The sequence below is a fragment of the Photobacterium aquae genome (genome assembly GCF_001029445.1).
In the GTDB taxonomy this organism is placed as follows: domain Bacteria; phylum Pseudomonadota; class Gammaproteobacteria; order Enterobacterales; family Vibrionaceae; genus Photobacterium; species Photobacterium aquae.
The window spans coordinates 81641-97108 of the sequence record NZ_LDOT01000023.1 but is presented as its reverse complement, the minus strand read 5'-3'; the positions used below and the strand labels follow the sequence as shown (position 1 = coordinate 97108).

General features: G+C 49.5%; 14 protein-coding genes. 3 read left to right on the top strand and 11 right to left on the bottom strand.

Annotation, left to right across the window (positions count from 1 at the left end; translation table 11 throughout):
- The first annotated feature begins 281 nt into the window (after window positions 1-281).
- The 3 genes from ABT56_RS15785 to lepB all read left to right on the top strand — a co-directional run bounded on the left by ABT56_RS15785 (window position 282) and on the right by lepB (window position 4070).
- Window positions 282-2582, top strand: a complete 2301-nt coding sequence (locus tag ABT56_RS15785; protein ID WP_047879851.1) for a tetratricopeptide repeat protein — start codon at window positions 282-284, stop codon at window positions 2580-2582.
- A 17-nt stretch (window positions 2583-2599) separates the two neighbouring features.
- A complete protein-coding gene (locus ABT56_RS15780) occupies window positions 2600-3073 on the top strand; it encodes a TlpA family protein disulfide reductase (protein ID WP_047879850.1) in 474 nt (157 codons plus the stop codon).
- A 136-nt stretch (window positions 3074-3209) separates the two neighbouring features.
- A complete protein-coding gene (gene lepB, locus ABT56_RS15775; protein ID WP_047879849.1) occupies window positions 3210-4070 on the top strand; it encodes a signal peptidase I in 861 nt (286 codons plus the stop codon).
- Between the two features lie 53 nt (window positions 4071-4123).
- On the opposite strand, the gene ABT56_RS15770 is transcribed toward lepB, so the two are convergent.
- The 11 genes from ABT56_RS15770 to ABT56_RS15720 are packed head-to-tail and all read right to left on the bottom strand — an operon-like array spanning window position 4124 to window position 15460.
- Window positions 4124-5356: a beta-ketoacyl-ACP synthase gene (locus ABT56_RS15770; RefSeq protein WP_047879848.1), complete on the bottom strand. Its 1233-nt coding sequence runs from the start codon at window positions 5354-5356 to the stop codon at window positions 4124-4126.
- The gene (locus tag ABT56_RS15765) at window positions 5353-6078 is read right to left on the bottom strand and encodes a 3-ketoacyl-ACP reductase FabG2 (RefSeq protein ID WP_047879847.1); all 726 of its coding nucleotides are present in this window, start codon (window positions 6076-6078) and stop codon (window positions 5353-5355) included. The genes ABT56_RS15770 and ABT56_RS15765 overlap by 4 nt, the downstream gene beginning before the upstream one ends.
- Before the next feature lie 8 nt (window positions 6079-6086).
- Entirely contained in the window at window positions 6087-6539 is a 453-nt protein-coding gene (locus ABT56_RS15760) for a hotdog family protein (protein ID WP_047879846.1), read from the bottom strand.
- On the bottom strand, window positions 6532-7746 hold the full coding sequence (locus ABT56_RS15755) for a beta-ketoacyl-[acyl-carrier-protein] synthase family protein (protein WP_205626096.1): 1215 nt from the start codon (window positions 7744-7746) through the stop codon (window positions 6532-6534). The genes ABT56_RS15760 and ABT56_RS15755 overlap by 8 nt, the downstream gene beginning before the upstream one ends.
- Window positions 7747-7750: 4 nt before the next feature.
- Window positions 7751-8401: a DUF3261 domain-containing protein gene (locus ABT56_RS15750; RefSeq protein ID WP_047879844.1), complete on the bottom strand. Its 651-nt coding sequence runs from the start codon at window positions 8399-8401 to the stop codon at window positions 7751-7753.
- The gene (locus tag ABT56_RS15745) at window positions 8398-10743 is read right to left on the bottom strand and encodes an MMPL family transporter (protein ID WP_240478330.1); all 2346 of its coding nucleotides are present in this window, start codon (window positions 10741-10743) and stop codon (window positions 8398-8400) included. Before ABT56_RS15745 ends, ABT56_RS15750 begins: the two co-directional genes overlap by 4 nt.
- Complete coding sequence (locus ABT56_RS15740) at window positions 10727-11368, bottom strand: outer membrane lipoprotein carrier protein LolA (RefSeq protein ID WP_047880019.1); 642 nt, start codon at window positions 11366-11368, stop codon at window positions 10727-10729. The genes ABT56_RS15745 and ABT56_RS15740 overlap by 17 nt, the downstream gene beginning before the upstream one ends.
- A 28-nt stretch (window positions 11369-11396) precedes the next feature.
- Complete coding sequence (locus ABT56_RS15735; RefSeq protein ID WP_047879842.1) at window positions 11397-11834, bottom strand: acyl-CoA thioesterase; 438 nt, start codon at window positions 11832-11834, stop codon at window positions 11397-11399.
- Window positions 11835-11851: 17 nt separating this feature from the next.
- Window positions 11852-13396, bottom strand: a complete 1545-nt coding sequence (locus tag ABT56_RS15730) for an HAL/PAL/TAL family ammonia-lyase (RefSeq protein WP_047879841.1) — start codon at window positions 13394-13396, stop codon at window positions 11852-11854.
- The gene (locus ABT56_RS15725; RefSeq protein WP_047879840.1) at window positions 13386-15086 is read right to left on the bottom strand and encodes a glycosyltransferase family 2 protein; all 1701 of its coding nucleotides are present in this window, start codon (window positions 15084-15086) and stop codon (window positions 13386-13388) included. Before ABT56_RS15725 ends, ABT56_RS15730 begins: the two co-directional genes overlap by 11 nt.
- Window positions 15083-15460, bottom strand: coding sequence for an ApeI family dehydratase (locus ABT56_RS15720; protein WP_157037872.1), 378 nt, complete (start codon window positions 15458-15460; stop codon window positions 15083-15085). Before ABT56_RS15720 ends, ABT56_RS15725 begins: the two co-directional genes overlap by 4 nt.
- Between the last annotated feature and the right edge of the window lie 8 nt (window positions 15461-15468).

Below are 15468 nucleotides of genomic sequence, written 5' to 3'. Positions count from 1 at the left end.
TATCGAATATCCGTCAACGATACCTTAGAAAGCACCTTATACCCAAGCTGCCGCCCCACCCCAAGCTACCGTACAGGTTCAATAGTTCGGCAACAACTCGCATTTACTTCATACCAGAGTGACAACACACTCGCGAAACACGCTATCCGTAGCGAAGACGGTCGGCATTGCGTTGACTTGGTTGGAAAAGGTTGCTGATATATTCCGATAATTCATCAGCAAGGTTGCCCAGAAAAAGAAAGACAAACCATAACCTTGCCGCAAGGGAATCTCTACTCGTTATGGATAACATCTCTCTTTGCTTTTCCTTCTCTGAATTCGCCCCACTTGCCGAACATATCACCCAATGCTTGAATCAATCAGCAACGCTTCAGCAATGCGGGCTCACGGCACGACACGTTGCTTTTGCATCCCCAAAAACAGAAAAACGCGAACACGATGCAGAGTATTGCCGTTATCTGGTGTGCCTGTTCGGGCAAGAGATAAATAGCAAGGCCAACAAAAACGATCTCCGCATGATTCATAAGATTGAATCGGCTCTTGAAGCCGGCGCGGATATCTTTGTGTTCATCATTGGCTCACAGAGCGATGATGACTCGCCTTTGCCTGCTGAACTTGAACAGCTCTATAAGTATCACCCCAACTGTATAAGTTTTGAAACTGTCACCTCCGTGGATCATGATGCCATCGCCCAGCATATTGCCCATAAGATTGAGGATGATATATGGCAGACTCTGGGAGAAAAAGGTCAACTCTCCCATACCTTGGATCTGCTCCATATACCGGGTTTTCCACGCCATCAACTCAAACTGCTGCCAACGGAGATCCGTAAACAACTTACCCTTATCTACCAACCTGGGGATCCCCGTACTGCTCATAGTCCAGATGCAGCAAACCTTGCCCAACGCAAACGGTGGGCATACCAAAGCCTTGCCTATGGCCACCAAGATCAGGCAATCAAAAACCTTCAAAAGGCAAACAACGAGTTTGGCTCTGATTTATTCAGTTGCTTTTGGCTTAGCCGGCTCTTTGCCCTTTACGGGACACGGACAGAGCACTGGCAAAGCAGCCAACAGCATGCCGAGTTGTTGAAAAAGAGACTTCCCGAAGAAGCCTCTCTTCTTTTGTCGTTGAACTTAACCCATCTCGGCCGTGCATACAGTTTCCAGCAGGACTATGGCAATGCCGAGGCGTGTTTTCACCAGGCAATAGCAACATATCAAACATACGAATCACTCGAATACCTTGCCGAAGCCTATTTGATGCAAGGCGAGAGTGGCCATAATAATGAGTGGCGAGAAAAAGCGGTCGACACCCTAACCTCACTGTTACAACTCAGGCTATCCCATTACGTACTTACCGCCGAACGCTTCATTGATAAATATCCCAAAGCCTTTAGTCAGGTAAACCATGAAATAACGCTCAAAATAGATAGCTTTCATCACCGCGCCTATATGGTACTCGCGGATAATCAATCTTGGTCAAAGCAGCACCTTGGGCTAGCTTTACCCGCCTTACCGCCGTTATCCCATGACGTCACGCTATTGCAGCGAAGCTATGTCGCATCGCACTACATTTGGCAAAACTATCGCACACTGCGGATGGCATCATCCCAGCTAGAAACCCGCTTTCACCAATATAGCAAGCGGCAGGCCGAGGTTAATGCCGACAAAGAACGCCATGACAAAGACTACAACCTGCAGACGGCAACATTGAGCGAAGCGCTCGCCTGCCTGAAGGTACGCAAAGAGCAATTCCAAGAATTCAGCCATGCCAAGACACAAGGTAATCTTGCCTGCCGCCGCCTCACACAGGGCAACGTGGTAAGCATTGCATCAATCGTTGCGATGGGAATTGGTTTTGGCTATTCGACAGAGCTCGGAACGGCTGGTGTATTCGGTGTGCTATTGGCACTTGGTCTTCGTGAAAAACTACGGCGCAAACGCCAATCCACTGCACAAAAGCTCCACAAAATTGCCACTCATATCAAAACCATCAACAAATCATTGGAACACTCTTTGGAAGATGCCAAAGGCAATATCGTGCAAGCTAAGTGGAAATCCATGCTCTCTGCCCTGTTGCCCGACATCGAGAAAATCCGCAGCTCTGATGTGGCTGATGCAGAGGCACAGCTCAACCGTAGCTACGAATCGCAAACGGCTGATTTCAATAAGCACCTTCGGGTATGTAACAGCGAGCTTTATCTCCTTGGCCAGTTAATGCGCGAGTGGTTAGCTAAAGCTAACAATTACGAGCAGCATTTCATTTCGGCCTATGAGGGGCAATACAGCCACCTAACCCGGCAAAAAAGCGGTTTTGAACTAACCGACAAGAAAATACTGGGCAGCGACAGGCTTGAAGATACCAACGCCACTATCAGCGGTCGCCTTCTGACTGGCAAAGCCATCCATACCGATGGCGATCGCCTTGCCGCTTGGTTTGATAACCCGCTACAAGCCCATGCACTCATCGCCCTGAAAGATCTGGATGCACCTTTAACTACGCTGCAAGAAAGTGAATCAGCAGAAATTGAGCCAATCAACGAGAGTGAAGAATCACTCACACAGAACGAATTAACTTAGGGTAGCTTGGGGATATTATGGGTAAACTTTTATTATTAGTCGCTTTAGTGGTCGTTGTCTTTTTGGCAAACCGGCCAGATAAAATGCCGACGGAATACTTGAATGTCTATAGCGAACAACCGTTCAATGACGGGAAAAAGATCGTCGGCGGCCCTTGCTTGGGGGAAAAATGCCTAACGGTATATGTCGCCCCTTGGTGTTCAACTTGCCATGCGCTCAATCCAATGATCATCTCTTTGGTAAACCAATTGGAATCCGAAGGGATCAGCGTAAATGTTGTCGTCGGCAAAGATAGCATCAATGAAGTAGAGTCTTATGCGAAAAAATACCCTTTCGATGTACTCACAGATCATGATGGGCGCTTTTACCGCAAAGCGAAACTAAAAGGGGTGCCCTATTTCGCGGTAACCAACGTTCGTGGAGAAATCATCAATGACTACTTTGGCGGCTATACCGATGCCGATGTTATGAGGGATAAACTCGACATCTAATCGTCATTTCCCCAGTTACAGCTTATTGGTGTTCAGAACAAAAAAGTAACTGGGGTATAACGGCCAAATTAATCATATTCATAAATTACAAATTTATTTATAATACTTAATGATAAAATATCATTAAGGAGCTCTCTTGAACAATACTTGGAAACCTAAAGGGTGGATTGCTATTCTCTTTGGGCTATTTTTGCAGCCATTTGCGTTTTTATATGTAAACAATATTTTATTTTTTACTATTTACTTTTTCCTCTTTGTCGGGATAGCGATTACTCATGCACCGCTTCTTCTCATTTTAGTGTTCGTTTGTCCGGCGCATGCATTTTGGTTAGCACGAAAATATAATACCAACAAAAAAAGAATGTGGTATGCCAATGGGTGGAGAACATTATTATGTGCCGTCTTCACCTCTGCATTAATTCTATCTTTCAGAACTTTTTTCTTTGATTTTTTCCAAATACCAGCCAGTTCAATGTTTCCCACTCTAAACCCTGGCAACCATGTTATGGTTAACAAGTGGGGATACAAACTCTCCCCAGAGAACACGGCAGCAACTCTCAAAAGAGGAGAGATCATCGTATTCTCATATCCGCCAAAACCTGAAATCACTTACCTAAAACGTATCATCGGCCTGCCAGGCGATACCATCGTCTATAGAGATAAAAACATTTACTTAAAAAAGGCGTGTCATAACAACTCAGCAGAGTGTTCTGATTTCGAACTATTACCCAAAGAGAAATCACAACAAATCGATGATATAAACTCGCTGTATATTGAAAATAACGGTTCGGAGCAGTACCAGATCCTATTAAATAGCTCCCGAAGAGATCTGACTAATCGCTACTTTGCACCAAACACCCCACAACATGAAGGATGGACAGTACCTGATGGCCACTTCTTTGTGATGGGAGATAACCGAGACAACAGTGCAGATAGCCGTTACTGGGGATTTGTTCCGCAACAAAATATTATAGGAACGGTTATTTATAACTGGTAATACCGCGAAAAAAAGCCCCATTAGGGGCTTTTTTACTGTTTCAATAATAACGCTTATTCTTGCCAGCGTTTGAAAATAATCGAGGTATTAATCCCACCGAATGCGAAATTGTTGCTCATCATATACTGGCAATCAATCTCACGGCCTTCACCCCGGATATAGTCCAAGTTACCGCAACGATCATCGATCTCGTCCAGATTCAATGTCGGGTTAAACCAACCAGCATGCATCATCTCTAGGCCCAGCCATGCTTCGATAGCACCACACGCGCCCAAAGTATGGCCGAAATAGCTCTTCAGCGAGCTAATTGGCGCATTATCACCGAAGATATTGGCAGTAGCGTTAGTTTCGGCGATATCCCCTTTTTCTGTCGCTGTACCGTGGGCAGAAATATAGTCAATGGCTTGCGCTGGCAAATTGGCATCCCTAAGCGCCATTTCCATACACCGCTGCATGGTTTCCATTGTCGGCTGGGTAACATGGCTAGCATCGCAGTTGCTGGCAAAGCCAACAATTTCCGCGTAGATTTTAGCACCTCGTGCAACCGCATGCTCGTAATCCTCAAGCACCAAGGTTGCCGCCCCTTCACCGATCACCAAGCCATCACGATCACTATCGAACGGACGCGGCGTGGCCTTCGGGGTGTCATTTTTCAAACTGGTTGCAAAAAGGGTATCGAACACCGCCGATTCTGTCGGGCAAAGCTCTTCTGCGCCACCAGCAACCATCACCGCCTGATAGCCGTGCTTGATCGCCTCATACGCATAACCAATTGCCTGACTGCCTGATGTACATGCACTGCTGGTTGGAATCACCCGCCCACGCAAGCCAAAGAACAGGCCAACGTTAACCGCCGTTGTATGCGGCATCATCTGAACATAAGTCGTCGCAGTAATGGCTCTAGTATCTTTTTCATTGAGCATCACGCCAAATGCACCAATTGCCGGGGTACTTCCCGTTGATGAGCCGTATGCAATACCCGTTGAACCATCGTTCAGCACTTCACTACCCAATAAGCCACTTTGGGCCAACGCATTTTCCGTAGCCACTGTCGACAGCCGGGAGACACGCCCCATGCCCCGAACCTGCTTGCGGGTATAGTGCGAAGGCAGCTCGAAGTTCTCTATCGGGGATGCCAGCTTAGTATTGAGGCCATTGAATTCTTCATAGCTCTGCATATACTGGATCGCGTTTTCACACGCACGCAACTTCGGTTCGACCGTTTGCCAATCATTACCGAACGCTGTCACACCTGACATTCCAGTAACAACAACACGACGACTCATATCAAACCTCCATTAACAGAAATAACCTGACGGGTAACATAACCTGCAATATCCGACATCAAGTAGCTTACCAAACCCGCTACCTCTTCCGGCTCACCCATACGGCGAAGCGGCACCTGCGGCAACGCATGCTCTTTGACATGCTCATCAACCATTCCGGTATCAATCAAGCCCGGTGCAACACAGTTAACGGTAATTTTACGCTTGGCCAACTCAAGAGCCAGTGCCTTGGTGGCACCAATAACCCCGGCCTTTGCTGCACTGTAATTAGTCTGGCCTCGGTTCCCCATCATGCCGGATACCGATGCAAGGGTCACAATGCGTCCCCCTTTGCGCAGTTTTACCATCGGCATGACGCATGGGTGCAACACGTTGTAAAAACTATCGAGATTGGTATGGATCACGCCATCCCACTCTTCCTCGGTCATAGCAGGAAATGCCGTGTCACGGGTGATGCCAGCATTGCTCACGACACCGTAATAAGCGCCATGCTCGGCAATATCAGCTTCTAGCACCTCGCGGCACTGCGCCCGATCGCTAATATCAAATTGAATCAAGCGGCCTTGGCCGCCAATGCTTTCAATGTCATTCAGGGTTGCCTGCGCCCCTGCCGCATCACTCATGTAGTGGACCGCGATAGTAAACCCATCTGCAGCAAGTTGTTTGGCAATCGCACGGCCAATGCCTTTGCTTGCCCCTGTCACTAGTACCTGTCGCATCATCGCTGTTCCTACTTAAGCATTTCGTCTAATTTGTCTTGGGAGGGTACAAAAACGTTCAACTGACTGGTTGCCAAAAGCGTACCATTTTGCTCAATTCGACAACTAAATACCGCCATCCCATTGTTTTCCATTACTTTCTCGCCATAAACATCAAGCATTACATCACAGTCAAACTGGTGGCAATGGGCTTGATAACGTCGGCTACCCAATAAAAAGCCTATCGGTGACACCTCGCCTTTGAGCCACGCATGATAGCCAGACCAGCCCCCGATTGTCTGAGCCATATATTCGATCCCAACATAACCGGGAACGCCATTTTTTGCCTCGTCGAAAAACAAGTCGGTACGGCTTGGCGTCACTCGACAATGAACTGTCAGCTCATCCACAGCCACGAGCTCGTCAACCAAAATCATCGGTTGCTCATGGGGGATTAACTGGTGAAGGTGTGGAATGTTAGTCATTGGCGTACCCAAAAATTAAACTGATATTATTACCGCCGAACGCGAATGAATTACTGAGGATGGCATTTTTCGCTAACACCGTACCTTCTGCCACTAGCTGGATAGGTGCCAATTCAGGATCAACCTCGCCATCATTGGTCTGAACCGGTAACAGCAGCCCATAGCGCAGGATATGCCAGCAAATTGCCGCCTCAACGGCGCTGGCAGCCCCAAGAGTATGCCCGGTCATCGGTTTGGTTGAGCTTACCGGCACCCTATCAGCAAATACTTGGCAGATCGCCTTGGATTCCATTGCATCATTTAAGGGGGTGGCTGTACCGTGGGCATTGATATAACCAATGTCATCTGCTGTCATGCCAGCATCGGCAAGGGCTTTTTGCATCGCTTCCACCGCCCCCTTACCTTCAGGATGGGGCGCTGAAATATGGTGAGCATCGGAGCTGTCTCCGGCACCTAACAAGGCGATTCGTGGGCCTTGCTCTTCAGAGTCTTCTGCCGCCAAAGAAAGCAACATAAATGCCGCCGCCTCGCCGATATTGATGCCATTGCGGTTTGCGCTAAAAGGGTTACACAACGAAGAAGAAAGCGCTTCCAGACCATTAAAACCATTTAGAGTCAGCTGGCAAATCGAGTCTGCACCACCCACAATCACCGCGTCAGCCAGCCCGGCTTTCAGCAAACGACGCGCAGAGAGAAAAACCCGACCGCTCGACGAGCAGGCGGTTGAAACCGTATACGCCGGCCCCTCTAAGCCAAAATAGTCAGCAATAAACTCACCGAGATTCCCCACTTCCTGAACCTGATAATGGTAATGATTGGGAAACTCGCCGCTCTTGAGCTGCTCCGACAATGCCAATTCACCATCGGCAATACCCGATGTGCTGGTACCGACCACGACCGCTACACGATCTGCGCCATACTTGGCGACCGCACGGGTGACATTCTCTTCGATTTGCGCCAACGCACTCATCGCCAAGCGATTATTGCGAGTGTCATATTGTTTCAGCCTCTCCGGCATTGATGGCAGCGACGATGTCACCTCGCCAATCACCGTCTCTCCCCCATTATTCAGACGATTTGAGACAAGGTGCATATCAGGTGAACAACCTAGGCCAAGGCGGTGATGAATGGTATGCACATCGATACCTAGCGCCGAGTTAAACCCGCATCCATGTATGTACACAGGTGATGGATATTTAGTATTCATAGTCTCAGTCATTACCTTGTTCTACGTTATTCTGACTGTAAGTTAATGTTTTTATAGAAATAACATATCCCAACTGCATGTTCTTAAAAATAATTTCACCGTCAAGGTGCGGTACTGCCCGATATTGGATATCAATCACAACCTGCTGGTTGCTATCAAGCAACTGGCGACGTCCCTGCGTATCAACCAAGGACATCCCCTGTACAGCCAGTAACGGCTGCCACGCTTCTACCGGCCACAGTGTCAGCATGATATTAAATAGCACCTGTTCGGGTTGCGGCAGGCTTGCCGCGAGTCCCGGCATTATATAACTGTCAAACCGATGATCTTGGTAGGCCAGGCTAAACAGCCTCGTTCCCCAAGATGAAAACCCAGCCAAGACGATTTTTTCAGGTGTCACTTCCAGCTGTACTGGCAGCTGATGCGTTTCTTCCTGCCAAGTCGCCGTGATCAATTGGCTGGCCGTCAAATTGGCACCATACTGAAAGGGCTGCGGCAAAACAACGGACTTGCCCGCAACCACTTCCACCTTATTGGCGACCACGGCCGTATCGGTTTCCAGCTCCGACACCGTTTCTGATGATAACAAACCGCACCCTGATAGCCACAGTGGCAAACCAATAATGATTGCCTTCAACACGCTGTGCTTGTTCATACTTTCTCCATCACGGCTGTTGCTCCCGCCGTATCTTCGCCGACCACGCGATCCCGGGCGAGTGGTGCCAATAACCATGCGGTTAGTATCCCTGTCAGCACCGTCACCCCAAAACTGTGTATCGCCTGCGTTGCGCTGAGAGACAACAACCCAAAAGACAATATTGTCGTTACCGCAGACAAGGTAATCGCCAGCAAGGTTGTCTGCCCCTGCGAGCGCTCGGCAAAGAACAGCGAATAGTCAATGCCAATCCCTAGGATCAAAAACAGCCCCAGCAAGTTGAATAGATTAAGCGGCACACCGGTAAATCCCGCAATTCCCACCCCAACAACACATGCAATTGCCGGCGCTGAAATCACACGGATCCCCTTGACGACACCATAACGCCAAAAAAGGATCAGCAGGATCCCCAACGCCGCCAAAGCAAATAGCTCTGTGACATGTTGCCGGTAGATCCCAAATAGCGACGACACCTCTCGCGCTTTATCCAGATATAGGACATTCGGTTGGGAAGCCGCATAACTGATAATCACGTCTGGCTGAGTAACGCCCTTGAGCAAAATCACCGAGGCAAACAGATCACCCTGCTTACCCAGCCACAAAAAACGCAGGGGAGCCGAAGCCGGTGAACGTAAAAAATCATCCATCGTAAGCGGTTTAAAATCTGCTTTGAACTCCACGGTTTTCTGCAGTCCCAGACTGTTGGCAAGCTGAGATCCATACTGCTGGTAGAGGTTGCTGACCAACTGATAATTTTCTTCCTGCCATTTTGCCGACGGCACATACTGGGCAAGGCTCTGATAACCCGCTAATGCTGGATGCTTATCCCGCACCATACCATCAAGCGATTGGCCTACCCGCTCAAGCGCCTGCAAAAGTTGCTCTGGCTTATTGCCTGTCACCAACAACATCTGCTGGCCGCCATCCATGCCAGTGATGGCCTTGACCGATTGCTCCTGCTGCTTCAGATCGGCAGGCAGCGCCTGCAACTGGCGGATATCATCATCATAACCGGCCCGAAATGTCCCTAGCACTGATATCGCTACACAAAAAACAGGCAGTGCGATACGCACGCTTGGTCGTTGCCAGATAGCCAGCCATGCCGCCATCGCCCCACGAAGTGGCAGCAACCTGTCACCACCAGACTTGGCGGCAAGGATAGGATACCAACAAACTACCGTTGCATAAGCTGCGACCAAACCCACCGCAGAAAAGAGGGATAGCTGCTGCAAGCCGGGAAATGGCGCTGCCATCATGCACAAATAGCCGACAAGGCTCATCAGCATACCCAGCGTGATGGCGACAAAAATTTGGGACAATCCCTTATTCGCCTGCCACTGTTTGCCAGCAGCCAGTCGCTCGGTAAGAAAATGCAGCGAATAGTCGATCGAAACCCCGATCAGACTGGCACCGAACACCAAACTGAACAAATGGATCTTACCAAAGATGGCAACCGTCGTCGCCAAGGCGACCAACAAGCCACAGCCTATCGATAACAAAGACAAGACCAATGGCAACGGGCTGCGAAAGACAACCACCAGCAACAGTACCACTCCGATGAGCGAGCCCACCCCGATAGTACTGATTTCTGACTTGGCGCTGTTAGTGCCATGGGCGGCATAGTAGATAACGCCGGTATGCAGCAGGCTCACCTCGAACTGGCTTTCAATGGAATGCTCGATGGCAGCCAATTCCGGAAGCTTGGCCTGCAACTCTGGGCTATAGGCGGATCCTGATAGATCTGCCGTGATCAACAGATAATGCTTACCTTGGTAATCTGTCGTCAGAAATCCCTGTTCTATCCGCACATTGCCACTTCGCTTGCCCAACTCACCAAGATAACCGCGAAACAGCAAAAACGGATCGGAGGCCAGCTCCTGCCCCGTCACCCCGGAGAACGGATTGTAAAGCGCCTGCAAGACTGCCTGCACACGCTGTTCGGGCGTATTTTCCAGCTGGTTTCTCTGCTCTGTCGTCAACAACTGCGCACGATGCGGGAAGTACAGTTTCCCCCAAGCCTGCTGTTGAGATTCACTGACCGTCGAGGTCACTTGCTTAAACAAGCCAATGGAAGCGATTTGCTGTGAAAATTCACGACCAGCCTCAAACAAGTGTGACTTGTCGTTACTGCCAACTACAAATATAACCTTGTCGCTCAAGCTACCGGCAATTTGCTTAAACGCCGCATCAGCTAAGGGTTGCTGCTGATTGGCAGGCAGCAGCGCAAGGATATTAGTTTCAATCGGCAGCGGCCGATCAGAGAGGAACTGCTTACCCAAAAGCAGTAAGGTCGCCAGCATGATGATCAGCCAGCAGACCGCACGTTTAGAAATCAAAAGCACGTTGTTCGTCTTTGGTCAATGTATTCGGCAGGGCAGACTGGTTGGTAAAACTCAATACGGTAATATCACCGCGCTTTTCGGTTAGGACCAAACGATCAATGAAATCATGCCCTTCGAGCTCAATCGAGGTAAATACCGCATTTAACGGTGCAGTTTTGGGCGTCAAGACCAAATGCCACTGCTGTTTGCCAACGCTCTCTGTCACGGCGCTCTCAGCAGAACCTTTGAATGTCAGTTCAAACTGCTCGCTCAACTGAGCGGTTTCCCCACGGAAAAGATCGAGGAACAGATGACTAAAATAAAACACCATCGGATTTTGCTCGGCAGCCATGACCTCTGGCGCAGCGCCACCAAAGGATTGACTGAGCTTGTCTTGGGTCAGTACCAGAGATACGGGAAACGGCTGGGTCTGCTGCCAGTGTAAACCGTACTCTTTGGCCAAAACAAAATGCCCCGATGACACCAAGGGGGCACTGAACATCTCCATCTTACGCTCTTGCTCGAAATCCCCTCTCACCACCGGATGCTCAGCTAACTGCTGTTGGATATCATCAAGTGTTACGGCATGAGCAGGCATCATGCATGAACCAACCAGCAAAGCTGCAGCACAGCCTAGCTGGTTCATATAGGCGCGTGCTATAACGCGCCAGCGATTACGCTTGGCTGTCATACCATGCCTCTAGTTTACGGGTAAAAGCAGTCGGTGAGACAAAACACATCTCACCGCCATCGATAGTCACAGCCACCTGCATGGTATGAGCTTTAGTCATTCGCCCTCCCGTTTCTGCATCATAGATAACATAATCCACCCGCAACCGGTTTTCCCACTCCGTCAAGGTAGCAACCACTCTGATTTCATGGTTAAACGGGATCGGTTTAACGTACTTAACCCGGGTGTCAATAATCGGCCACACATACCCCGATGCTTGCATTTCGCGGTAACCGTAGCCAATTTTGTCCATCATCACCCGCCGGGCTTCCTCGAAAAATCGGAAATAGTTCCCGTGGTAAACCACCCCCATCGGGTCCGCATCCTGAAATGCGGTGACCATGGTCACCTCGGCGCTCAATAATGTCTTGTTATCTAACATGGTGTGCCTTTTACAACTTAATACAGTGTCCAGTACTGCTGCTGGATCCGTGATACAAAATGACGTAGATCCGGCTCTAGTGGACGATCTTCCTCAACAAAGCGGAACTCGCTCAGTACCATTTCGTTCATCGTCTTCAATGCAAAGCTCATCTGCCTGTCATCAAGCTCTTCCTGACGGCGGCGAAGCTCTATCGCCTGTGTCGCAGCCAACAGTGATGCAGCCGTAACCTGTTCGGTTAACTCCAGCACCCGTAGGCAATCGCGCGAAGCAATCGTCCCCATACTGACTTTGTCTTGGTTATGACATTCGGTCGAGCGAGAGAAAACACTCGCAGGCATGGTATGTTTAAGAGCTTCAGCCGTCCATGCGGAGATACCGATCTGTACCGCTTTGAAACCGTGGTTAATCTGCATCCGCTCGCCCTGAGCCCCAGTCAGGTTGAAAGGCAGCCCGTTGTTGAACTTATAGTCCATCAACTGTGCCATTTGGCGATCCAACAAATCCGCGATATTGGCAACGGCCGTCTTCAGGGTATCCATCGCCATCGCGATATGGCCGCCATAGAAGTGACCGCCATGCAGTACGCGCTCGTTATCACCGTCAATAATCGGGTTGTCGTTGGCGCTGTTGAGCTCGTTCTCAATCAGCTGACGCAGCCAAGGCAGGCTGTCTTGCAGCACCCCAATCACATGCGGGGCACAACGTAGCGAATAGCGGTCCTGAAGGCGGTCGCTATTGCTTGGCGGCTGATCAGCTTGCAGATCAGCGCGCAACCAACCAGCAATCTGCTGTTGACCTGGATGCGGCTTCACCGCAAACAACGCCTCGTCAAAGTGGAAATCATTGCCCTTCATCGCAACAGATACCATCGCGGTGATCCGCGTGGAAAGCTGCGCCAGATACTCTGCTCGCTTATAGGCCAGACAAGCCAACGCTGTCATGACCGCAGTACCATTCATCAGCGCCAAACCTTCTTTGGGCTTGAGCTTGATTGGGGTGATATTGCACTCGGCAAACACCTCTAGGGTTGGGCGTAACTCCCCTTTGTAAAGTACCTCACGCTCACCAATCAATGCGGCAGCCAAGTAGGATAGCGGTGTCAAATCGCCACTTGCCCCTACTGACCCTTCTTGCGGGATTCGCGGTGAAATATCATGATTGATCAAGGCAATGATCTGGTTAAGCAAATCATGTGAAACACCTGAGACACCTTGAGCCAATGAACACAAGCGGGTTGCGAGAACGGCACGGGACTGCTGGTGATCAAGGTTTTCACCCAAGCCGCAACCGTGGAAACGCGTCAGGTGGAGCGGCAACTCGTCAACCAAGTTTGTCGGAATTGCAACGGTGCACGAATCACCATAACCCGTTGTAACCCCATAGATCACGCCTTCTTCTTTAAGTAGGCGTTCTAGAAACGCAACCCCACGATCGATTTTTGCCTGATACTCTGGGCTGCTATTAATTTCAGCCGAAGCACCGTTTGCGATAGCGACAACATCTTCGATAGTCAGTCGCCCTGCACCGAATAATACAGTTTGTTCTTGGTTATTTTGCATCACTTTTTTCACTCAATCGCCAGAAATTGAAGAAGTTGTACCATTGCAGAGGAGCCTTTAGCGTGTAGGCTTCCAAACGCTGGGCATAGCGGGCAACAACTGCATTGAGTGCCTCTTGTCGTTGCCCTCTCGGCAGTTTGATTTGTTCGGAGAATGGTTCGAAATATACGTTAAACCGCACCTTTTGCTGACTCTCATCACGCAGGCCAAACAATAGGTAGACGGGCGCTTTCAATATCGCCCCCAACATAAACGGGCCTTGGGGGAACGGCGCTGATTTGCCGAGAAAATCCGCCCAAACTGCACGTTCTTGCTTGGTCACGGAAGTACGATCACCGACAATCACCACCCATTCACCTTGTTCAAGCTTTTGCTCGAGGAGAATTGCCGTTTCAGGCCCGATATCAGCAACCTGAATAAGATTAAGCGCAGAATCGGGGTTCACCGCCTTCATCACATTATTGAAGCGCTCGGCATGTTCGGTAAAAACCAGAGCATTGATTTTCACATTTTTATAATGACTGCTCAGGGCTCGGCACAGCTCCAGATTACCCAGATGCGAACCTAGAATAACGATCCCACGTTGCTTGGCCAATACCGCATCGACGTGCTCCTGGCCATGAATCGTCAAGTCTTTAAAACTAAAATCACCACGCCAAGCCGCCAGCTTGTCGAGCATCGTAAGACCGAATGAATACATGTGTTGGTAGCTGGTCAGGGAGGACGCCTCAACGGGCAGCGTTATATTATTGCTGTCGGCATAATGCTTAAGTTGGGTCAAATACAGCTCTGAAGCATCGCGAGCCGTAGTGCCGGTACGGTGGTAGTAAGCCATCACCAACTTCAGTAAAGCACGAAACGCCTTCGCACCAAGCAAAGAGTAAACGGCAAGAAGGCACTTAATACCCAGGATCGTGCCGCGCTCACGGTGCGAGGACCAATGCGCAGCCTCAGGGTTCTTACGTTTTAGCAGCGCAGGTATACGCGGTAACATACCCAAAAATAATTTGGTATGCATGGCACTGATTTTTACGTTGTCCCACAGTGCATCGAAATGGGAGATACCACCTTCAGGATAAATCACGCGAGTATCGACAAAACGGACATCACAGCCGTCCCAATACATCCGAACCATGATTTCAGTATCAAAGTCCATCCGACGGCCGATCCTCGGATTGCGATCCAGTACTTTAATAACGCGGGCAACCGGATAAGCACGGAAACCACACATGCTGTCCTTGATAGCAAACGACAACGTTTCGATCCAGACCCAGATATGGGTGGCATAGCGGCCGTATAGACGCGACTTTGGCACGGATTCATCATACACCGGCTGCCCCGACACCAAAGATGTCAAATGCTCGGCCGATGTCGCGATCAATTTAGGCAAGGCTTTGATGTCATGCTGGCCATCGGCATCAATCTGGATGGCGTGGGTATAGCTTTGGCGAAATGCCTCTTGCATCCCAACGATCATCGCCCCACCCTTCCCCTGGTTCTTATCAAGCGTAACCAAGGTGACATTATTGCGGCGACTTTGCTCTGCCAATATCGCTTTGGTATTCGCATCACTGCCATCGTCAACGATAATCACAGGGTAGGGATAAGGTTGCAGAGAATCCAATACCGCACTTATCGTACTGCCGTGGTTGTAGCAAGGGATCAAGAAACAGGGAAAGAAGGTGCTCATTGAGCCATATCCAACTTGATACGACCCAAAGAATGTACCGCTGTTTGTTCCCCGTCGCTATCTACTGAGCGGTAGCAAAAATGTAGCTTTTCTTTCTCGACGTTCCATTCAAGTTCCAGCTCAATCTCAACGCCCGGCAGAATCGGAGCCTGAAACTTGATCACTTCCATCCCACCAAATTGCGCAGGGATATCAAGCAGTGCGATACCGAACTCTACAGCCCAATGAATTTGCGTTACCCCGGGAAGCAAAGGATAAGACGTAAAGTGCCCTTTAAAATCAACGATATCAGCGTCGACCATCAGGCTGAGAACAGCATGGTTTTCATCAACTTCCTGACGTAATATTGTCGGCTTGCGTTTAGTTGTTATCATGTTCTTTT